A 20,286-nucleotide genomic window follows, 5' to 3' on the forward strand; every position below is an offset into this window, starting at 1 on the left:
GGCCCCGGGCAGTGCCGGGGCCGGTTCATGCGAGGGACTTCAGAGGTGCGTCAGAAGCGTGTCTTCAGCGTCAGCTGCACAGCGCGCGGGGCGCCGGGCGTGTAGAAGCCGCGGTACAGGCCTTCGGCATACGTGCGGTCGAACAGGTTGCTCACGTTCAGCTTCAGCGAGGTCTTGTCGTCAAACGCGTACTCGGCCATGGCGTCCACCACGGCAAAGCCGCTGGCGTACACGGCGCGCGAGCCCTCGGGGTTCTGCTTGGCGCGGTATGTCAGGCCAGCACCCACACGCAGCTTGGAGGTGACGGCGTAGGTGCTCCACACGCTGCCGCTGTGCTTGGGCGTGAGGCCGGGTCGGTCACCCTGCACCTGCGCGCCGCCGCCGTTGGAGGCCAGCACCACGTTGCTCTTGTCGATCTTGGCCGACGGGATCCAGGTGTGGTTGAAGAACAGTTCCCATTGGGGCGTGAGGCGGCCCGCCAGGTTGAACTCCATGCCGGTGGCGTGGCGCTTGCCCGAGAGCAGTTCTTGCGCGGCAGCGGTGTCGGGGTCGGTGTTGCGCTCGTTGTACTTCTGGCTGTAGAAGGCGGCCACACCCAGCAGGGCGCGGCGCTCGAACAGCTCGAACTTGCCGCCGACTTCGATGTTGCGGCTCTTTTCTGGATCGGTGTTGGCGGTGCGCGCCGTGGTGGTGCCGGGGTTGCCAAACTGGTAGGTGTCGCCCGAGGTGTTGTACGAAGTGCCGTACGACAGGTAGTACGAGGTCAGCTCGTCAGGCTGGAAGATCATGCCCACGCGGGGGCTGAACAGGCTGTCGGAGCGCGAGTTGCTCAGGCTGCCTGCGGCGTTGTGGTACGCGGCGCGGAAGTTGTCGTAGCGCAGGCCGCCGACCAGCTTGAGCGTGTCGCTCAGCGAGACCGTGTCCTGGAAGTACAGGCCCAGGTTGCGCGATGTGAACGTGTTCCACTGCACCGGCGCACGGCCGTCGGCCACCCACGCGCCGTCGTTGGGCGTGCCCACCGTGGTGGTGGGGCGGGTGGTGGTGTTGGCGTAGTTCTGGTTGCGCTTGGCGTCGTCGTCGTAGTAGTCCACGCCGGTCAGCACCGCGTGCTTCTTGCCACCCCAGTTGTAGGTGTTGCTGTAGTCGCTTTGCACCTGCAGCACATTGCTCTCGCCCACGCGGCCCTTGGAGCCACGGGTCAGCACGGTGTTGCTGTTGATCTGGTCCAGCGTGATGGCGCTGTTCTGGAAGCCGATGGTGCTGGCCAGCAGGTCGCGCTCGTACTTGCCGTAGCGCAGGCGCGTGGTCAGCTCGCCGCTGTCGTCAAAGCGGTGGATGTGGCCCAGCGTGACGTACTGCGATGTGGTGTCGTTGTGGTCGCTGGCCAGGCCGTAGTACTTGCCGGCTTCCAGCGGCATGTTGATCTTGCCGTCGGCCGAGAGGCGCCAGGGGTGGTTGTAGAGCGGGCGGCCCTTGGATTCGAGGTAGTACAGCCCGACGGAGAACTCGTCGCGCGTGCCGATGCCCCAGGCAAAGGTGGGTGCAATGCCGCGCTTGTCCTGCTTGGCTCCGTAGTTGTCGTACTCCTGCACCATGGCGTTCAGGCGGAAGGCCGAGTTCTCGCCCGTCACCCAGTTGAAGTCGCCCGTGGCGCGGTGGTACTTGCCGGTGCCCAGCGTGTAGCCGGCTTCGTGCTGGTCGATCAGCAGCGGGTACTTGTTGACCTGGTTGACCACGCCGCCGGTCGATCCCTTGCCGAACAGCATGGAGGCCGAGCCCTTGAGCACTTCGATGCGGTCGTTGTTGAAGGTGTCGCGCTCGATCAACGGGGCGTCCTTCATGCCGTCCACATAGATGTCGCCCGCCAGGCCCAGCGAGAAGCCGCGCAGGCGCACGTCTTCTTCACCAGTCTCGCCGGACTGGAAGGTCACGCCCGCCGTGGTGCGCAGCACTTCGCGGAAGTCGTCCTGGTTGCGGTCGTTCATCAGCTTTTCGGTGAACACCGTCACGGACTGGGGGATGTCCTTGATGTCCTGCTTGCCCTTGCCCACGGTGGTTTTCTTGATGAGCAGGGTGTCCTTGCCCTGGACTTCAGCGGCTTCCTTCACCGTCACGGTGGACAGGGTGGTCTCGGACGTGCCGGTCTGCGCCATGGCGCCCATCGAGGCGGCCAGCATCAGCGCGCCCAGTGGCAGCAAGGCCCTGTCGGATTGCGAAGCCTGGGGCGACAGGGTGGCGGGAGAAGCAACGAATGCGGGAGAAGAACGCAGCATGCCGCTGCGGCGCTGGGCGCGAGATTTAGCCAAGAGGGCCTCCGTCAATAGGGGTGTGCAGGTGGCGCGCAGGGGCACCAAGAGCAGGCGAGAGGCAGTGGCTAGATCAACATGGCTGTGCGTCGTCGTGCAGCTTTATGTTACATCAAATGCGGGTCATTCTCATTTGCATTGATGCGGGCGCGCCACACTTCGACAGGGTATGGGCGTAAAAAAACCGGCAGAGCCGGTTCTTTTACGGGTGCGACGCGGGTCGCAAAGCGCCAGGGCTTACTTGACGTGCTTGCCGATCAGGCCAGCCAGTTCAAACATGGAGACCTGGGGCTTGCCGAACAGCTCCTTGAGCTTGGCGTCGGCGTTGATGTTGCGCTTGTTGGTGGCGTCCTGCAGGTTGTTGGCCTTGATGTAGACCCACAGCTTGCTGATGATCTCCGTGCGCGGCAGAGGTGCCGAGCCCACCACAGCGGCCAGCGCGGGGCTGGGCGTGAGCGCCTTCATGAAAGCGGCGTTAGGGGTCCGCTTCTTGGCGGGTGCAGCGGCCTTCTTGGCTGCTGGGGCTGTGGTTGCCGGAGCTTTTTTTGCAGTTGCCATGTTGGGTTGTCCTTGTTGGGAATAAATTTTTACCAGCGAAAACGACGCTTTCCCACTGGCAGGCTGATGCTAATGGGAAAAAAACGCGTTTCCAAGGGAGAAACGGCTTTTTTTGCCTCGATTTGTAGCGGTGGCGCCGCGCACCCCGCAGCAATAGGCCGCCAAGGCGCGCCAGGCTTGACAAAGACGCGGTAGAGGGCGGGTTTCAAGTGCGGTTCCCGGGGGCATCTTCTGGGTGCGGCGTTGGGCACCGCGTCTGGGGTGGCTGCTGCTGCAGCACAATCTTGCACAACAGATTTGCCGCTCAACGAACGCGGCTCGCCCGCAGGCGTGTGCCGCAGCGAGGGGGCGTTCGGTGTGGGGTCCGTGCTCGCCTCTGCCGTTGGTGCGGGTTTGATTGTTGAAACCGTCTGATTGACTGAAAGGATCTTGGAATGGCTGCAGCTTCGCCTCTTCCCCTCACGCCGTTTGCCACCTGCGACTTTTGTGACGTCCACAAGGGCGACACCAGCGGTGCGTTCCGCGTGCTGCCCCCGGTGTTCCAGAGCTTTGGGGGCGTTGCCGCGTTTGCGGGCCCCGTCACCACCGTCAAGTGCCACGAGGACAACACCCAGGTCAAGGCGGCTGTCGAGTCAGCAGGCGAGGGCCGGGTGCTGGTGGTGGATGGCGGCGGTTCTCTGCGCCGGGCCCTGGTGGGCGGCAACCTGGCGGCAGCCGCCGCCCGCAATGGCTGGGCCGGCATCGTGGTGGACGGCTGTGTGCGTGACGTGGCCGAGCTGAACGCGGAAGCCGTCGGCATCCGCGCGCTGGCGCTGATGCCGCTGCCCACCGAGCGACGTGGCGAGGGGCAACGCGATGTGGCTGTGTCGATCCAGGGCGTGCCTGTGCGCCCCGGCGACTGGCTGTATGCCGATGCCGATGGCATCGTGGTCAGTGCGCAGCCCTTGCACGCCTGAGTCCGGCCTTCTCTGGTTCTGCCCAGTCTGTCCAGTCCCCGTGGTGGGATGGTGAAGACGGTTGCCGAAGGGCCAGTCAGTCGGCGCTGCCGCTCCGCCGCCCTACGCGCAGTGCCGCGCGCGAGGGCAGGGTGGCCAGCAATACGCTGGCCAGGGCAATGACAAAGGCGACCAGTTGCAGGCCCGTCAATACCTCGCCCAAAAACAGCACGCCCACCAGTGCAGCACTCACCGGCAGCATGACCGAGAAAACACCGCCTTGCGCAGCGGGCACGGCCTTGAGCCCGGTCATCCACAGCCACACCGTCCACATGCAGGCGGCCAGCGCATAAAACAGCAGCAATAGCCAGGTGCCCCATCCCACCGAGGCAAACGGGAAGTCCAGCGCCAGGTACAGGCCAAACGGTGTCGTCAGCACAAAGCCCCACAGGTTGATGAGCGAAGTGATGCGCTTGGGCCCCAGGCTGCCGGTCAGCTTCTTGCCGATCACCGTGTAGGCGGCCTCGCAAATCACTGCCCCCAGCAGCAGCAATTGGCCCCACCAGGCATCGTTTGCAGTGTTTTTGGCTCCAAGCGCAGGTTCCATATGCGCTGCGTGCTCTGGTTTTGATAGTGAAAAAAGGGCAATGCCAATCACCGCACAGAGCACCGCCATCCAGGTGCGAGGCGCCACCCGTTCACCCAGAAATGCCCATCCCATCAATGCCACGGCTGCAGGAATGGCTGCCATGGTTACCCCTGCGGAGACAGCGTCGGTCAGGCTCACGCCATAGATCATGCAGATGGTGAACAGAAAGTTGCCCAGAAAGGACTCCAGGAACAGCAGCCGTTTGGTCTGCAGCGTCAGTGGCGGCTCGTTGGCGGGCTTCTTGAGCCAGTGCAGCATGGCGATGCCCCCGATGCCAAAGCGCATCCAGGCCAGCAAGAGCACGGGCAGCACGGCTGCCAGGGGTTTGGAGAGTGCCACATAACTGCCCACCAGCGACATGCTGAGGGCCAGGCACAAATAGGCGAAAGGGCGGCTGGGAGCGGGCGTATTCACTAGACTGGGGCGCTGTTCCATCAAAAAAGACTGCGCATCATGCCCGAGCCTTCTTTGCCTGCTGGCACCCCACGCCATGTGTTTGTATACGGCACCTTGCGCCGCGGTGGGTCGAATGACATCACGCGCTTGTTGCCTGCGCCACACTGGGTGGGTTTTGCGCAGGTGCCGGGAGTGTTGTTTCACCTGGGGGCGTATCCGGGCATGACGCTGGGTGGCGATCAGCCGGTGCGTGGCGAGGTGTACGCCATCGAGCCTGCGCTGGAGGAGGTTCTGGATGCCATTGAAGGGTTGACCGGAGATCACCCCACCGACGAATACCTCAAGCGCGAGATCGTGGTGACAGTTGAGGGCCAACGGCTGTCTTGTCTGGTGTACGAGATCCATCCCCGATACACAGAGGGCGCACGCCGGATCGAACATGGCGACTGGCTCAGGGTAGTTGGCACTGCGTCCGCTTGAATTATCACAATACGAAAGTGAAATTTCTTGATGTGGAATGCGATAGATGTTGCATTGCCGCAATTTTTCTCGATATGAGAAATCAATTTCTGTATTGAGAAATCACGTGGTTAAGTGGTTGTTTTGAAAGAAGAAAATTTATCTCTTCTATAAGACATAAGAGCTTGCGCAAGTCTTATAGAAGACTTAAAGTTGTCTTCAAGGGCGGCACACAGCAGCCCGGCGTTTTCAACCAACCCCTGGAGTGATCTCATGCCCCAATCCCTCAACGAACAACTGAGCCGCGAACAGCAAATTGCAGCCCTGGAAAAAGACTGGGCGACCAACCCCCGCTGGAAGGGTGTGAAGCGCGGTTACTCCGCTGCCGACGTGGTGCGTCTGCGTGGTTCGCTGCCCATCGAGCACACGCTGGCCAAGCGTGGCGCTGAAAAGCTCTGGGATAAGATCAACGGCGGTGCCAAAAAAGGCTACGTCAACGCTTTCGGCGCCATCTCTGCCGGTCAAGCCATGCAGCAGGCCAAGGCCGGCCTCGAAGCCGTGTACCTGTCGGGCTGGCAAGTCGCCGCTGACGGCAACACATCCGAAACCATGTACCCCGACCAGTCGCTGTATGCGTACGACTCGGTGCCCACCATGGTTCGCCGCATCAACAACACCTTCAAGCGCGCCGACGAAATCCAGTGGGGCCGTGGCATCAACCCCGGCGACAAGGAATTCATCGACTACTTCCTGCCCATCGTGGCCGACGCGGAAGCCGGTTTCGGCGGCGTTCTGAACGCCTTCGAACTCATGAAGAACATGATCCAGTCGGGCGCTGCAGGCGTTCACTTCGAAGACCAGCTGGCCGCTGTTAAGAAGTGCGGCCACATGGGTGGCAAGGTGCTGGTGCCTACACAAGAAGCCTGCGAAAAGCTGATCTCCGCACGTTTTGCCGCTGACGTGATGGGCGTGTCCACCATCGTGTTGGCCCGCACCGATGCCGAAGCTGCCAACCTGATCACGTCCGACCACGACGCCAACGACAAGCCTTTCCTGACCGGCGAGCGCACGCAAGAAGGCTTCTACCGCGTGAAGAACGGCCTGGAACAAGCCATCAGCCGCGGCGTGGCCTACGCTCCCTATGCCGACCTGGTGTGGTGCGAAACCGGCGTGCCAGACATCGGCTTCGCCCGTGAATTCGCGCAAGCTGTGCACGCTGCCTGCCCTGGCAAGCTGCTGTCGTACAACTGCTCGCCATCGTTCAACTGGAAGAAGAACCTCAACGACAAGCAGATCGCGTCGTTCCAGGAAGACCTGTCGGCTCTGGGCTACAAGTACCAGTTCATCACGCTGGCCGGTATCCACATCAACTGGTTCAACACCTTCCAGTTCGCCCATGCATACGCTCAAGGCGAAGGCATGAAGCACTACACCGAGATGGTGCAAGAGCCAGAATTCGCAGCACGCGAAAAGGGCTACACCTTCGTGTCGCACCAGCAGGAAGTGGGCGCAGGCTACTTTGACGACGTGACCACCGTGATCCAAGGCGGTTCGTCCTCCGTGAAGGCCCTGACGGGTTCGACCGAAGAAGAGCAGTTCCACTGAGATGGAGTTTCAGCCTCTGCCTATCGGCAGGGGGAAGCTGGAAGCCCGGGCGACCCCCGGGCTTTTTTGTTGTGAACTGGCGTCATGAAAAGGTGCTGTCCTTCCAGCGCGAATGCAGAATTGGGTGCTTTTGTTCCTCCGACTGATATAACCACCAAGCGCCACTCCCCATTTCGAGTTACATCGAACCAAAGCGAAGCAGAGCTGCGCTAGAGGGTGCTTTTGCAAGCGTGTATGACCCGTTGATCCTGGCGGCTTTTAATCGAAAGATATTGCGGATGACCCCGAGTGAGGTAGTGGAAAAAGCGGAGACCCTTCGGGCGCAGGGATGTGTCGTGTTGCCGGGGTTGTTCCCGTTGAGTCAAGTCGAGTGGGCCAGGGCGTTGGTCTTGGGCAACCTTGGTTTTCTGAAGCAAACACGTCCCCATCCATCGGCGCGTCATCTTGCAGGTTTTCATCGGTATCCGGATCTGGAGCCGCTTCACACCTGGATCTCTGGAAACGCACAGATACTGGAAGTGCTGGGTGCGGCATCAGGCGCGGGAAGGCCGCGATCAATCGGTCTGAGCGACATCACCGTCAACCGATCACAAGCGTGGCATGTGGATTTGCTGAGGGGGAAATAACAGCATCACCTCACTACAGATTTGTGTTGGGGGACCGATGGCGGCGGCGTGTACAAAGCGCTGGTGTACTTGCAGGCTGGCAAAAACCTGAAGGTCGTACCCGGTGCCCATGTGGTTCCGCGTTCACTCGACAAGGACTCCGCCAGCGAGCCCGCTGACTCAGCGCTGATTCAGTCCCTCGTTGTGGAGGCAGGAGACGTGATCTTGATGGATATCAGGCTGCCACATTGCGGCTCGTCGGAGGAAGAGCTGGCCAGGACCGTGTACCTTGGGGGCGCTCAGAAAATCTTGCTCTCCACAGTGCTGGGTGCGCACCACCGGTCGCTGACAAGGGCAATGGAGATTGGTAATTTTGCAAGGCTGCAGGATTGGGATGCGGCGCATCCGTGAAACATGCCGAAGATCTTGCAGCTGCACCTGTTATAGCGATGGGCACGGATGTTGATCGCCTGCGGTCTTCGGGCACTTCTGGCTGACGGGTGAGAAATGCTGTTGACCAGTATTTTTCTCAGTCCGTCAGGGCTGTCTGATGGGGAGCCCTTGCCACCGCTGATCCTTGAAAACATCCGGTCGTTCCAGAGGAGACATCCCCGAATCCCTCACAAGTTGTTTGGGCAGGAAGAGCTGACGGCATTCATCGAGCAAAAATTCTCTTCGGAGGTAGTGAACGCTTTTGTGCAGCTGAAGCCTTTGGCGTACAAGGCGGACTTGGCTCGTTACTGCGTCATGTATGAACATGGCGGTGTCTACGCAGATCTCTCGTATTTTTTTTTTGCGTTCACTGCCCGTTGACGCACATCGTGTAATCGTGTTCCGCGATTTCATGTGGTCGTCGCCGTGGGATACAAGCAATGGCGTGTTTTCCGCTCCCCCTAAACACAAGGTCTTCGAAGCTGCCATCCAGATGATCTGCGCTAACGTGCGTCGCGGCTACTATGGGAATACACCGCTGTGTCCCACGGGGCCAGCGCTTTTTGGCAAGGCGTTGGCCATGGTGTGCGAGCCCCAAGATCTTGTCACGGGTGTAGCGGGTCTGGTCGGCAAAGACCTGGTCGCGAGAGCAGCCCGAGACATTGATCTCCCTACCGATGAAAAGGCGCATTGTTTGATCTTGCGTGATGGGATCGTTGCCGTTAAAAGAAAGCGGATGGGGTCGCCAGGTCTGTTGGACTTCGGGGTTGCCGGTGGTAGTGGGTATTCCGACCTGTGGCGACGGCGCGATATTTACGCCACCGATGTAGATGCGTCAGCTGGATTCGACGTTGGACGCAGTGCGCAGGATGAGAAGTTTCGCGGCGACCATGGAGTGTCCATGCCTTGGAGTGTTGCCGACTGGTTCGACACCGCGCCCAGGGCGTCCCCTGGGTTCTTGCACCGACTGATCGCTAAGTTGCGGCGTTGAGTGAAGGAGGCTTGATATTTGCTCTCGCCTGCAGGTGGTTATATGCGTGGCATTCGCGGTGTGCTCTGGTGCGGGGGGGGGGGGGCGGATTCTGGGTCGCGGCACCTATCGGGCCAAAACGCGGGGGGATCGCAAACTCATCGCTGTCGAGTGTGCCGAAATCCGACGAGGCGACTGTTGCTCCACGCCCGGATGGTCTTTGCCAGATTCGCGCGCGGTGTTGACGACACATTACTCTGTAGCACAAACGCCATTCGAGAGAGGTAAATGCGCAGCGTTTGGATGCAGATTTCTAGTCGAGGGTAAAATGAAGCACTGTTTCATTGAATAAGAGCGAGAAAGGCAATCTGGTTATGACACCGCGAACTACATCGGAGATGTTGACCGGCCGTTGAGGCCGGCTGTTCGCGCCTGCACGAGATTGCACACACCTCCAAAAAGCGCGGACCTGTTCCGCGCTTTTTTGTTTCCTGGGCCTGGCGCGTGCCCGCACCCATTGCACTGATTGAAAAGAAAGAGTTACTCCCATGATTCACATCACGCTTCCTGACGGTTCGCAGCGCGAATTTCCGGGCCCTGTCACGGTGGCCGAAGTGGCTGCCTCTATTGGCTCGGGTCTGGCAAAAGCTGCTTTGGCGGGGAAGATCGGTGACAAGGTGGTAGACACCAGCTACCAGATCACGGCCGACAGTCCGCTGTCCATCATCACTGCCAAGGATGCAGACGGTCTCGAGGTGATCCGGCACTCTACTGCGCACTTGTTGGCTTATGCCGTCAAGGAGCTGTTTCCTGACGCGCAGGTCACCATCGGCCCGGTGATCGAAAACGGTTTCTATTACGACTTTGCCTACAAACACCCCTTCACGCCTGAAGACCTGGTGGCGATTGAAAAGCGCATGGCCGAACTGGCATCCAAGGACGAGCCGGTGGTGCGCCGCGTGCTGCCGCGTGACGAGGCCGTGGCGTATTTCAAGGGCCTGGGTGAGCACTACAAGGCCGAAATCATTGCCAGCATCCCCAGCAACGAAGACGTGAGCCTGTACCGCGAAGGCAATTTCGAAGACCTGTGCCGCGGCCCCCACGTGCCCAGCACCGGCAAGCTCAAGTTCTTCAAACTCATGAAGGTGGCAGGCGCCTACTGGCGTGGCGATCATCGTAATGAGATGCTTCAGCGGGTCTATGGCACGGCCTGGGCCACCAAGGATGAGCTGCAGCAGTATTTGACGATGCTGGAGGAGGCAGAAAAGCGCGACCACCGCAAACTCGGCCGCGAGCTGGATCTGTTCCACATCGACGAACACTCGCCTGGCACAGTGTTCTGGCACCCCAAGGGCTGGACGGTGTGGCAGGAGGTGGAGCAGTACATGCGCCGCGTGTACCGCGACAACGGCTACCAGGAGGTCAAGGGGCCGCAGATCCTGGACCAGGGCCTGTGGGAGAAAACCGGGCACTGGGACAAATACCGCGAGAATATGTTTGTCACGGAGTCGGAAAAGCGCGACTACGCGCTCAAGCCGATGAACTGCCCTGGGCACATCATCATCTTCAAGCAAGGTATTAAAAGCTACCGCGACCTGCCTTTGCGGTTTGGCGAGTTCGGCCAATGCCACCGCAATGAGCCGACCGGGGGGCTGCACGGCATCATGCGCGTGCGTGCTTTCACACAGGACGACGGCCACATCTTCTGTACCGAAGACCAGATCCAGTCCGAAGTCGTGGCGTTCACCACGTTGCTGCAGAAGGTTTACAAGGACTTCGGGTTCACGGACATCATCTACAAGCTGTCCACACGGCCTGAGAAGCGAATCGGTAGTGAGGAAAGCTGGGACCGCGCCGAGAACGCCTTGGCTGAGGGTCTAAGGGCATCCGGTTGCGAATTTGAATACCTGCCCGGAGAGGGCGCCTTTTACGGTCCCAAGATCGAATACACGCTCAAGGACGCGCTGGGGCGCCCCTGGCAGTGCGGCACGATTCAGGTGGATCCGAATATGCCCGAGCGCTTGGACGCAGAGTTTGTGGGCGAAGATGGCGCCCGCCATCGGCCCATCATGCTGCATCGCGCCATCGTTGGAAGCTTGGAGCGCTTCATTGGCATTCTGATCGAGCAGCACGCGGGTGCCTTGCCTACATGGCTCGCTCCCGTGCAGGTCTCGGTGCTGAACATCACTGACGCTCAGTCCGATTACTGTCGTGAAATCGCAGCAAAACTGCAAAAAGCGCTGCCCAATCAAGGCCTTAGGGTGGCCCTGGATCTGCGCAATGAGAAGATTACGTATAAAATACGGGAGCATTCGATGCAAAAGCTGCCCTACATCCTCGTCGCAGGCGACAAGGAAAAGGCAGCCGGCGCCGTTGCAGTGCGAGCCCGGGGTAATCGTGATCTCGGCGTGATGTCTGTGGATGCGTTCATTGAATTGATCGCTAGTGACATCGCCACCAAAGCCTGATTTTGAACACAAAACTGCTTTGCCGCTCGCGGACTGTGCGGAAGTAGCTACTTTATTTGTAGCATTTTGATTCAAGGAAGATAGCCATCGCTACTGAATTTCGTGATCGTCGCCACCGGGAAGAGCGCAAGCACCGCCTGAACCGTGAAATCATGGCCCCGGAAGTCCGCCTTTCCGGGCCAGACAACGAGCCTTTGGGGGTTGTCAGCCTCATGGAGGCCTTGCGCATGGCCGGTGAGCTGGACGTGGATCTGGTGGAAATCGCCGCTACGGCGAATCCGCCGGTATGCCGCCTCATGGACTACGGCAAGTTCAAGTACCAAGAGCAAAAGCGTGCGGCAGAAGCCAAAGCCAAGCAGACGGTCATTGAGATCAAGGAAGTCAAGTTCCGCCCCGGGACGGACGATGGCGACTACAACATCAAGATGCGCAACATTCGCCGCTTTTTGGCGGAAGGTGACAAGTGCAAGATCACGCTGCGGTTCCGCGGTCGTGAAATCACGCACCAGGAACTCGGCTTGGCCTTGCTGAACCGGATTCGTGACGAGTTGGCTGACAGCATCATCATTGAGCAGTTTCCTAAGTTGGAAGGCCGCCAGATGATCATGATGATTGCTCCGGGCAAGAAGAAGCCCGCGGCCAAGCCAGCGGCTGAAGGCGCGGCCCCTGCAACGGGTGCGGCGGCGTAGGTTTGCCAATCAGTGTCAGATTTTGAGCGCCACGCCCGAAGGGGCGGGGTGTTTGAAAAGGTGGGGCTTTCGAGCACTGCCGACCGGAAGGTGAAAGCCTTTCGATAAAAGTGGCTCGGGGCCAACAAGTTTGCAGATCGGTTTGCAAACGCCTCACGAGCACAACGAAAAAGGAGCATTCACATGCCCAAAATGAAGACCAAGAGCAGCGCGAAAAAACGTTTCCGCGTTCGTCCAGGTGGTACCGTCAAGCGCGGTCAAGCCTTCAAACGTCACATCTTGACCAAGAAGACCACCAAGAACAAGCGCCATCTGCGTGGTGCGGTTGCTGTGCACGAGACCAATATGGGCTCGATTTCACAGATGCTGCCCGGCATGGGCGTTTAATTTACTGACGAACAAGGAGTACATACATGCCTCGCGTCAAACGTGGTGTAACGGCCCGTGCCCGTCACAAGAAAGTTCTCGCCCTTGCCAAGGGTTTCCGTGGTCGCCGCGGTAACGTCTTCCGTATCGCCAAACAGGCGGTAATGAAGGCTGGGCAATATGCCTACCGTGACCGCCGCACCAAGAAGCGCGTGTTCCGCCAGTTGTGGATCGCCCGTATCAACGCCGCTGCCCGTGAACTGGGCCTGACCTACAGCCAGTTCGCCAACGGCCTGAAGAAGGCATCCATCGAGATCGACCGCAAGATGCTGGCCGACCTCGCAGTGCACGACAAGGCTGCCTTTGGCAGCATCGTGGAGCAAGTCAAGGCCAAGCTGGCTGCTTGAGTTCACGATGAGCGGCTATCGTTCTGATAGCTGCTTGCGCAATAACAGCAAGGGCTAGGGCTTGAAAAGGCACTAGCCCTTGTTCATTTTCAAGAGTCGATATGAACGAGTTGGATTCCCTGGTCGAGAGCGCGACGCAACTGTTTGCCCAAAGCGCAACCCCTGCTGACCTCGAAAACGCCAAGGCGCAGTTTCTGGGCAAGTCAGGTCGCGTGACCGAGCTCATGAAGGGCATGGCGCAGCTGTCCGTCGAGGAAAAGAAATCCCGCGGCGCAGCCATCAACGTTGCCAAGCAGGCCATCGAGGCTGCACTGACCGCTCGCCGCCAAGCTCTGGCCGATGCCGAACTTCAATTGCAGCTCAAGGCCGAAGCACTGGACGTGAGCCTGCCAGGCCGCCAGCGCGGGCAGGGTGGCTTGCACCCGGTGTCGCTCACGCTTGAACGCATCCAGGGCATCTTCGGTTCCATGGGTTTTGACGTCGCCGAAGGCCCTGAGATCGAGACCGACTGGTTCAACTTCACTGCACTGAATACGCCGGAAGACCATCCTGCGCGGTCCATGCATGACACGTTTTATGTGGAGGGCGGCACTGCCACCGCTCCCAACCTGCTGCGCACACACACCAGCCCCATGCAGATCCGCCATGCAGTCCAGCATGTCAAAAAGCACCGGGCTGCGCTCGATGCCGGTCAGGCGATGCCCGAGATCCGCGTCATTGCCCCCGGCCGTACCTACCGCGTGGACAGCGACGCTACGCACTCGCCCATGTTTCACCAGTGCGAAGGTCTCTGGATTGGTGAGAACGTGAGTTTCAAGGACCTGAAAGTCATCTTCACGGATTTCTGCCGCACGTTCTTCGAGAGCGACGATCTCGTGTTGCGCTTCCGTCCCAGTTTCTTCCCGTTCACAGAGCCCAGCGCCGAGATCGATATCCAGTTCCAGACGGGCCCGCTGGCAGGCCGTTGGCTCGAAGTGGCGGGCTCGGGCCAGGTGCACCCCAACGTGGTGCGCAATATGGGTCTTGACCCTGAGAAGTACATCGGCTTTGCATTCGGCATGGGACCCGACCGCCTGACCATGCTGCGCTATGGCGTCAATGACCTGCGCCTGTTCTTTGACGGCGACATCCGCTTCCTGTCGCAGTTCCAGTAAAGCCCGCCGACTTCGCGCCGTGCGCGTGCCCTGTGGCCGTGCTGCGCACCTTCCGTACAAGAGTGTCCGACTATGCAATTTCCTGAATCCTGGTTGCGTGAGTTCTGCAACCCCCCTTTGACGACGGCCGAGCTGGCCGAAACGCTGACGATGGCCGGCCTCGAGGTGGAGGAGCTGCGCCCCGTGGCCCCGCCTTTCACCAAGATCGTGGTGGGTGAGATCAAGGAGGCGGTACAGCACCCAGACGCCGACCGCCTGCGTGTGTGCCAGGTGGACGTGGGGCAGGACGCCCTGCTGAACATCGTTTGTGGTGCGCCCAATGCCCGCGTGGGTATCAAGGTGCCTTGCGCACTGGTGGGTGCCGAGCTCTCGCCGGGTGACGATGGCAAACCTTTCCTCATCAAGGTGGGCAAACTGCGCGGTGTGGAAAGCCAAGGCATGTTGTGCTCCGCCCGTGAGCTCAAACTGTCAGAGGACCATGGAGGCCTGCTGGAGCTGGATGCCTCAGCCCCCGTGGGCCAGGACATCCGCGAACACCTGAACCTGGATGACACTCTGTTCACGCTCAAGCTCACGCCCAATCTTGCGCATTGCCTGAGCGTCTATGGCATCGCGCGAGAAGTGTCCGCATTGACGGGTACGCCGCTGAAAAATACATCGTTCCCTGCCGTGGCCGCAAAGCTGACGGACAAATTGCCCGTCAAAGTGAGCGCGCCTGACCTGTGTGGCCGTTTCTCCGGCCGTATCGTGCACAACGTGAATACGCGGGCTGCCACGCCTCAGTGGATGCTCGATCGCCTGGCACGCTGTGGCCAGCGTGGTGTGTCGCCGCTGGTAGACATTTCCAACTATGTGATGTTTGAGTTGGGACGTCCTTCGCACATTTTTGATCTGGACAAGATCCATGGTGGCCTGGACGTGCGCTGGGGAAAGCCGGGTGAGCAGCTGAAGCTGCTCAATGGCAACACCATCACGGTGGATGACAAGGTGGGCGTGATCGCCGATGACAGCCAGGTGGAATCGCTGGCGGGCATCATGGGCGGAGACGCCACGGCGGTGTCTGATGAAACCCGGCACATCTATATCGAGGCGGCTTTCTGGTGGCCCAAGGCGGTGGCAGGCCGTTCGCGCCGCTTCAACTTCTCGACGGATGCCGGCCATCGTTTTGAGCGCGGCGTGGATCCGAGCCTGACGGTGGAGCACATCGAGCGCATTACCCAACTCGTCATCGATATCTGCGGTACGGCCGATACAGCATGCGGCCCTATGGACGACCAAGTGGTGAACTTGCCTGTGCCACAGCCTGTCACGCTGCGCGTGGCGCGTGCTGCCAAGGTCATCGGCATGCCGCTGACGCAGGTGCAATGCGCCGACGCGCTGACCCGCCTGGGTCTGCCGGTGGTGCAGGGCGAAGGTGCGCTCACGGTCACGCCGCCGTCGTTCCGTTTCGATATCACCATCGAGGAAGACCTGATCGAAGAAGTGGCCCGTATGGTGGGCTACAACAACCTTCCGACCACTCCACCGCTGGCACCCATTACGCCCAAGCTAGCGCTCGAGGCCACGCGCAGCCCGTTTGCGGTGCGCCGTTCGCTGGCAGCCCTGGGGTATCAGGAAACGATCAATTTCAGCTTTGTGGAGGAGCGTTGGGAGCACGAGCTGGCTGCCAACCCGCAACCCATCAAGCTGCTCAATCCGATCGCAAGTCAGATGAGCGTGATGCGCTCGACTTTATTGGGTTCTCTGCTACAAGTTTTGAAGTTCAACCTGGACCGCAAGGCCGAGCGGGTGCGCGTCTTCGAACTGGGCCGTGTGTTCCTGCGCGACGGCGGCGTGCGCAACACCGACACCACGGTCGAAGGCTTTCACCAGCCCATGCGCGTGTCGGGCTTGGCGTATGGTCCGAACGACATGCTGCAGTGGGGTCGCAAGGACCAGGCCATCGACTTCTTTGATGTGAAGGGGGACGTGGAAGCGCTTCTGGCCCCCCTGCGCGCAACGTTCGAGCCCGGCACCCACCCCGCCATGCACCCTGGCCGTTGCGCCCGCGTGCTGGTCGATGGGCGTGCCATGGGCTTCGTGGGCGAATTGCACCCCCAGTGGCGCCAGTCGTGGGACCTGCCTCAGGCGCCTGTGATGTTCGAACTGGAGCTTGACGCCGTGCTGCAGCGTGTGGTGCCTCAGTTCAAGCAGGTGACCAAACACCAGGCTGTCGAACGAGATTTGGCCGTGGTGGTGGCAGAGCGCGTGACGCACGCCGACATCATGGGTGCGGTAGAGCAGGCCGTCCCGGGTGGCATGCTCCGCTCTGCCGTGCTGTTTGACGTGTATCGGCCCAAGGCGCTGCGGGCGGGCGAAGAGGCGCCTGCGGGTGGCTTGGCCCCCGGCGAGAAGAGCTTGGCCGTGCGCCTCACTCTGGGGCGCGATGAAGCCACGCTCACTGAGGCAGAAATCGACGCAGCGATGCAATCCGTGATCACTCAGTTGACGCAGCGCACGGGCGCCCGTCTGCGGGTGTGATGATGTCCAAGGGGAGTGACGAGCCATGATCGAATTCGCAGTTGAAAGCCTGGAAACACCGGCACTGACCAAGGCGCAGTTGGCGGATCTGTTGTTCGATCAGATCGGCTTGAACAAGCGCGAGTCCAAGGACATGATCGATGCCTTCTTCGACTTGATTGCCCAAAGCCTTGTCGAAGGCAAGGACGTGAAGCTTTCGGGGTTTGGTAACTTTCAGATCCGCACCAAGGCTCCCCGTCCCGGGCGCAATCCACGCACGGGCGAGGCCATACCCATCAAGGCGCGTCGCGTGGTGACTTTCCATGCCAGCAGCAAACTCAAGGAGCAGATTCAGACGGCCGCTGTTGCGTGAGTTTGTGCTGTTTTTGTTGCCAAGATGTTCTTGGTGGCTGGCGGTGCAGGCTGGTCTGCAGTACGCTTGAAAGCTTTCCCGTTTGAACACGCATCTCATGGGCACCACCCTCCCTTCCATTCCCGCCAAGCGATACTTCACGATTGGTGAGGTTGCGGAGCTGTGCGGCGTCAAACCGCATGTTTTGCGTTACTGGGAGCAGGAGTTCACGCAGCTGCGGCCCATGAAGCGGCGTGGCAACCGGCGTTATTACCAGCACCATGAGGTGCTGATGATTCGCCGCATCCGTGATCTGCTGTACGACCAGGGCTTCACCATCAGTGGAGCGCGCAATCGCCTGCAAGAGCTTGCACATGCTGCGCGAGAAGTTGTTGGGTCGGACGAGGCTTCTCTGTCGCAGGACGCAGAGCCACCCAGCATGCTGGTGGACAGCGCGCGCGACCTTTCCATCGTTGCTGCGGGCTTCTCTCTGGACTCCAACGCAGTGCGCCAAGAATTATTTGAAATTCGTGCGCTACTTTCTCTGAACTGAGCTTTTTTCTGCATATAATCTAAGTCTTGTCGGCGTGTAGCGCAGCCTGGTAGCGCACTTGCATGGGGTGCAAGGGGTCGCGAGTTCGAATCCCGCCACGCCGACCATTGATAGCAAAAGCCCAGAGCCGAAAGGTTCTGGGCTTTTTTGCTTTTCTCCTCCGCTGGTTTTAACGGCGTCAGCGTTGCGGTTCGGTGGTGGCGCATTGCTCCATGCACACACTGTGCTTGCGTGCCGTGCGTGCGGCGACGTCAGGCGCCCTTGCCGGTGGCATCGGCAGTGCAGTGATGACGGGGCCAGGGAGGGGCGCAACAATACGCCCACGATGGGCATGGAGACCTTCATGATTGATGGCTTGGTAGCCGGACGGCTTTACGGTGAGGCGGAGCGCCGCACGGACAAAGCGGGCAAGGCCTACACACTGGCGAAGGTGAGAGCCAGTACGGTAGAGGGCGAAGTGCTTTTCATCAACGTCATCGCCTTTGACGAGGGTCTCTGCGCGTCGCTTCACCAGTTGCGCGACGGCGATTCGGTGGCGCTTTCCGGCAGCTTGAATCCTCGTGTCTGGACGGACAAACAAGGCAACGCGAGGCCCGCGCTGGATATGGTGGCACACCGGTTGATCAGCCTGCCGCTCTCTGGCATCGAGCAGTAGGCATAGCAGCGCAAGCTGTGCCATGGGATGACACGCGCAGCAGGGCGGGCCCACAAGCGCACCCGGACCAGGCGCTGTACCTAGCCTGTCTTGCGAGGGCTGCCTTTGGGTGTGGGCGCGAAGCCCAATGCTTTGAGCTCATCCTCGCTCATGTGTAGCTCTGTCAATTCGGGCTGGCGCGCCTCGATGGCTCGGCGCCGCTCGAAATTGGTGGGAGGACCTTTTTCTTCCTGGCGGCGATCCTTGCCGGTGCGGCGGTCCATGCTGCCTCTGCGTTCGACACTCATGATGGTGCTGGTAGTGGAGGTGTGAGACTTTGGTGTGCGGCCTGTCGCCAGTTGACCGGGCAACCTGTGGTGGCAAGCTGAAGCGCACAGTCTGCATCAGTTGCCGATGTTTGCAAACACCTAAGCTGCCATCTGCGGATGCAACACACGCGCGACACCATTGTTGACGATGGCGGTGGCCGCACCAAGTGGCGGCGCTTCCAGTTGGCAACGCTGTATCGCATGTTCCGGCAGTGGGTTGATCTGCGCCACCCATTGGTCGCACCGCCAGTTCTTGTTGTCCAGCGGTGGGCGAAGTTGTTGCTCCGGAGTGGCCAATGAAAAAGCCCTGACTCTTGCGAATCAGGGCTTTTCATTTGGTGCCGGAGAGATGAATCGAACACCCGACCTTCTCATTACGAATGAGAGGATGGGTAAATTTGCCTGTGTTGATAGATGTTGATAAAATTTATACAAATCAACACGTTAACGCATTTTTCGCGGCTGGCTGACAGTGCGAGTGTTGAGAGGTATTCGGCTTTTTTTCGAAAAAAGTCTTACATCCGCCCTTACATCTTTGGCGATGTAAGACCACGCGGGATTCTCCATGGCAAAGATTGCTTTCACCGCAGGGCGCGTATCTGGTTTTAAATGTCCGCCCGACAAAAAGCAAGCTTTCATGTGGGACGTGAACGCGCCCGGGCTCGGTCTCAGGGCGACACCTGGAGGCAGGCCTGCCTACGTATTCCAGGGGGTGTATCAGAGCAAGGATTTGCGGATCACCATTGGTAGCCCTGCCGCATGGACGATTCCTGCAGCACAGACAAAGGCCCGGGAGTTGCAGCGACTGATCGACGAAGGCAAAGATCCTCGCAACCTGAAGCGCGATGCAATTGCGGCCAACATTGCGAAACATGCAGCTCTTGAAGCCACCGCATTGACTGTGGGGGAGTTATGGCCCTTGTATCTGCAGAGTGGCAAGCCCAAGCGGCGTGACGCTTGGAAGCCGCGCTATCGGGCTGATCTTGTGGCGATGGCGTCACCCGGTGGCGAAACGAAGAAGAGAGGAGTGGGTCTAACCAGGCCTGGACCACTCCACCCCCTGCTGGCGCTGCCGCTGGTGGAAGTGAATGAGGATAGCTTGAAGGTTTGGTACGACCGCGAGGCCCTTGCAAGCAAGCATCAAGCTGCTCGTGCGCTCATGATGTTTCGTGGTTTTCTGCGCTGGTGTGCAGGCCGCCCTGAGTATCGAAGCTTAATCGACCGCGATGCCGGTAAATCCGCTGCCATCATGGAGAACCTCCCGCCCAGCACCCGCCGAACGGATGCACTCGAAGCCGCGCAGGTCGCTGGCTGGTGGTCGGGTGTTGAGCAGTTGACGAACCGTACTGCAAGTGTTTATTTAAGAGCACTTCTGCTGACCGGCGCTCGTCGCGAGGAACTAGCGGCCCTGACCTGGGAAAACGTTGATGCCCATTGGCGCAAGCTGACCATCGCCGACAAGGTGGACAGCACTCGTACTATTCCGTTGAGCCCTTACATGGCGCAGCTCCTGGCAACATTGCCGAAGACCGGGCCCTTTGTGTTTGCCAGCACGGGCAAGGCAGGGCGTATAAGTGACGCCCGCTCTAGTCATGCAGCGGCACTGCAGGAAGCAGGAATTGAACACCTGACCTTCCATGGCTTACGGCGTAGCTTCTCGTTGTTGGGCGAGGCTGCAGGCGCCCCCGCTGGAGCAATCGCGCAGATCATGGGACACAAGCCAAGCGCCACCGCAGAGGGGTATCGGCCACGCAGTGTGGACGCGCTGCGACCGTTCCTAGCCCGCATAGAGGAGCACATTCTGGATTTGGCTGGCGTTCAATTCGATAGCAAAACGGTCCCTGGGGTGTTGCGCGCCGTGGGTTGAACTGTCCTGCAGCTAGTCATCCGCACCTTAATCCAATGTGAAGTTTTGACAGG

At 60.0% G+C, this 20,286-nt stretch carries 20 protein-coding genes and 1 tRNA gene; 17 read left to right on the forward strand and 4 right to left on the reverse strand.

Features of this window, described 5'->3' with window-relative positions:
• Nucleotides 1-50: 50 nt before the first annotated feature.
• On the reverse strand, nucleotides 51-2,273 hold the full coding sequence (locus ATF69_RS18565) for a TonB-dependent receptor (RefSeq protein WP_146871991.1): 2,223 nt from the start codon (nucleotides 2,271-2,273) through the stop codon (nucleotides 51-53).
• Between the two features lie 270 nt (nucleotides 2,274-2,543).
• Nucleotides 2,544-2,864, reverse strand: a complete 321-nt coding sequence (locus tag ATF69_RS18570; RefSeq protein WP_015014555.1) for an SWIB/MDM2 domain-containing protein — start codon at nucleotides 2,862-2,864, stop codon at nucleotides 2,544-2,546.
• Between the two features lie 434 nt (nucleotides 2,865-3,298).
• On the opposite strand from ATF69_RS18570, the gene rraA reads away from it, so the two are divergent.
• On the forward strand, nucleotides 3,299-3,820 hold the full coding sequence (rraA, locus tag ATF69_RS18575; protein WP_056746458.1) for a ribonuclease E activity regulator RraA: 522 nt from the start codon (nucleotides 3,299-3,301) through the stop codon (nucleotides 3,818-3,820).
• A 76-nt stretch (nucleotides 3,821-3,896) separates the two neighbouring features.
• Here rraA and ATF69_RS18580 read toward each other — a convergent pair whose 3' ends face one another.
• Nucleotides 3,897-4,808: a DMT family transporter gene (locus ATF69_RS18580; protein WP_244303769.1), complete on the reverse strand. Its 912-nt coding sequence runs from the start codon at nucleotides 4,806-4,808 to the stop codon at nucleotides 3,897-3,899.
• A gap of 93 nt (nucleotides 4,809-4,901) precedes the next feature.
• On the opposite strand from ATF69_RS18580, the gene ATF69_RS18585 reads away from it, so the two are divergent.
• The 15 genes from ATF69_RS18585 (at nucleotide 4,902) to ATF69_RS18655 (ending at nucleotide 18,058) form a co-directional block, all read left to right on the forward strand.
• Nucleotides 4,902-5,324, forward strand: a complete 423-nt coding sequence (locus ATF69_RS18585) for a gamma-glutamylcyclotransferase family protein (protein ID WP_146871899.1) — start codon at nucleotides 4,902-4,904, stop codon at nucleotides 5,322-5,324.
• A gap of 252 nt (nucleotides 5,325-5,576) precedes the next feature.
• The gene (gene aceA, locus ATF69_RS18590) at nucleotides 5,577-6,908 is read left to right on the forward strand and encodes an isocitrate lyase (RefSeq protein ID WP_055402695.1); all 1,332 of its coding nucleotides are present in this window, start codon (nucleotides 5,577-5,579) and stop codon (nucleotides 6,906-6,908) included.
• Nucleotides 6,909-7,582: 674 nt separating this feature from the next.
• Nucleotides 7,583-7,924, forward strand: coding sequence for a phytanoyl-CoA dioxygenase family protein (locus ATF69_RS18595; protein ID WP_146871900.1), 342 nt, complete (start codon nucleotides 7,583-7,585; stop codon nucleotides 7,922-7,924).
• 96 nt (nucleotides 7,925-8,020) lie between these two features.
• Nucleotides 8,021-8,326, forward strand: a complete 306-nt coding sequence (locus tag ATF69_RS23505; RefSeq protein ID WP_146871901.1) for a glycosyltransferase — start codon at nucleotides 8,021-8,023, stop codon at nucleotides 8,324-8,326.
• The gene (locus ATF69_RS18605) at nucleotides 8,265-8,936 is read left to right on the forward strand and encodes a hypothetical protein (protein ID WP_167514371.1); all 672 of its coding nucleotides are present in this window, start codon (nucleotides 8,265-8,267) and stop codon (nucleotides 8,934-8,936) included. The genes ATF69_RS23505 and ATF69_RS18605 overlap by 62 nt, the downstream gene beginning before the upstream one ends.
• 527 nt (nucleotides 8,937-9,463) lie before the next feature.
• A complete protein-coding gene (thrS, locus tag ATF69_RS18610; RefSeq protein ID WP_146871903.1) occupies nucleotides 9,464-11,383 on the forward strand; it encodes a threonine--tRNA ligase in 1,920 nt (639 codons plus the stop codon).
• An 80-nt stretch (nucleotides 11,384-11,463) separates the two neighbouring features.
• Nucleotides 11,464-12,072, forward strand: coding sequence for a translation initiation factor IF-3 (gene infC / locus ATF69_RS18615; protein WP_082565022.1), 609 nt, complete (start codon nucleotides 11,464-11,466; stop codon nucleotides 12,070-12,072).
• Nucleotides 12,073-12,255: 183 nt separating this feature from the next.
• A complete protein-coding gene (rpmI, locus tag ATF69_RS18620; protein ID WP_008904041.1) occupies nucleotides 12,256-12,459 on the forward strand; it encodes a 50S ribosomal protein L35 in 204 nt (67 codons plus the stop codon).
• Nucleotides 12,460-12,485: 26 nt separating this feature from the next.
• The gene (gene rplT, locus ATF69_RS18625) at nucleotides 12,486-12,845 is read left to right on the forward strand and encodes a 50S ribosomal protein L20 (protein WP_005795139.1); all 360 of its coding nucleotides are present in this window, start codon (nucleotides 12,486-12,488) and stop codon (nucleotides 12,843-12,845) included.
• A gap of 101 nt (nucleotides 12,846-12,946) precedes the next feature.
• Nucleotides 12,947-13,999: a phenylalanine--tRNA ligase subunit alpha gene (pheS, locus tag ATF69_RS18630; protein ID WP_056063795.1), complete on the forward strand. Its 1,053-nt coding sequence runs from the start codon at nucleotides 12,947-12,949 to the stop codon at nucleotides 13,997-13,999.
• A gap of 72 nt (nucleotides 14,000-14,071) precedes the next feature.
• On the forward strand, nucleotides 14,072-16,519 hold the full coding sequence (gene pheT / locus ATF69_RS18635) for a phenylalanine--tRNA ligase subunit beta (protein WP_146871904.1): 2,448 nt from the start codon (nucleotides 14,072-14,074) through the stop codon (nucleotides 16,517-16,519).
• A gap of 25 nt (nucleotides 16,520-16,544) precedes the next feature.
• Nucleotides 16,545-16,871: an integration host factor subunit alpha gene (locus ATF69_RS18640; RefSeq protein ID WP_056063789.1), complete on the forward strand. Its 327-nt coding sequence runs from the start codon at nucleotides 16,545-16,547 to the stop codon at nucleotides 16,869-16,871.
• 97 nt (nucleotides 16,872-16,968) lie between these two features.
• Nucleotides 16,969-17,403, forward strand: a complete 435-nt coding sequence (locus ATF69_RS18645) for a MerR family transcriptional regulator (RefSeq protein WP_099730505.1) — start codon at nucleotides 16,969-16,971, stop codon at nucleotides 17,401-17,403.
• Nucleotides 17,404-17,433: 30 nt separating this feature from the next.
• Nucleotides 17,434-17,510: transfer RNA gene (locus tag ATF69_RS18650), tRNA-Pro, on the forward strand.
• 236 nt (nucleotides 17,511-17,746) lie between these two features.
• A complete protein-coding gene (locus tag ATF69_RS18655; protein WP_146871992.1) occupies nucleotides 17,747-18,058 on the forward strand; it encodes a single-stranded DNA-binding protein in 312 nt (103 codons plus the stop codon).
• An 80-nt stretch (nucleotides 18,059-18,138) separates the two neighbouring features.
• Here ATF69_RS18655 and ATF69_RS18660 read toward each other — a convergent pair whose 3' ends face one another.
• Nucleotides 18,139-18,321, reverse strand: a complete 183-nt coding sequence (locus ATF69_RS18660; protein WP_056746441.1) for a hypothetical protein — start codon at nucleotides 18,319-18,321, stop codon at nucleotides 18,139-18,141.
• 610 nt (nucleotides 18,322-18,931) lie between these two features.
• Between ATF69_RS18660 and ATF69_RS18665 the strand changes: the two genes are divergently transcribed.
• Nucleotides 18,932-20,233 carry a tyrosine-type recombinase/integrase gene (locus ATF69_RS18665; RefSeq protein WP_146871905.1) on the forward strand — a complete coding sequence of 434 codons (1,302 nt, stop codon included), beginning with the start codon at nucleotides 18,932-18,934 and terminating at the stop codon, nucleotides 20,231-20,233.
• The last annotated feature ends 53 nt before the right edge of the window (nucleotides 20,234-20,286 follow it).

The sequence above is a fragment of the Acidovorax delafieldii genome, assembly GCF_007993815.1.
Lineage (GTDB): Bacteria > Pseudomonadota > Gammaproteobacteria > Burkholderiales > Burkholderiaceae_C > Acidovorax > Acidovorax delafieldii.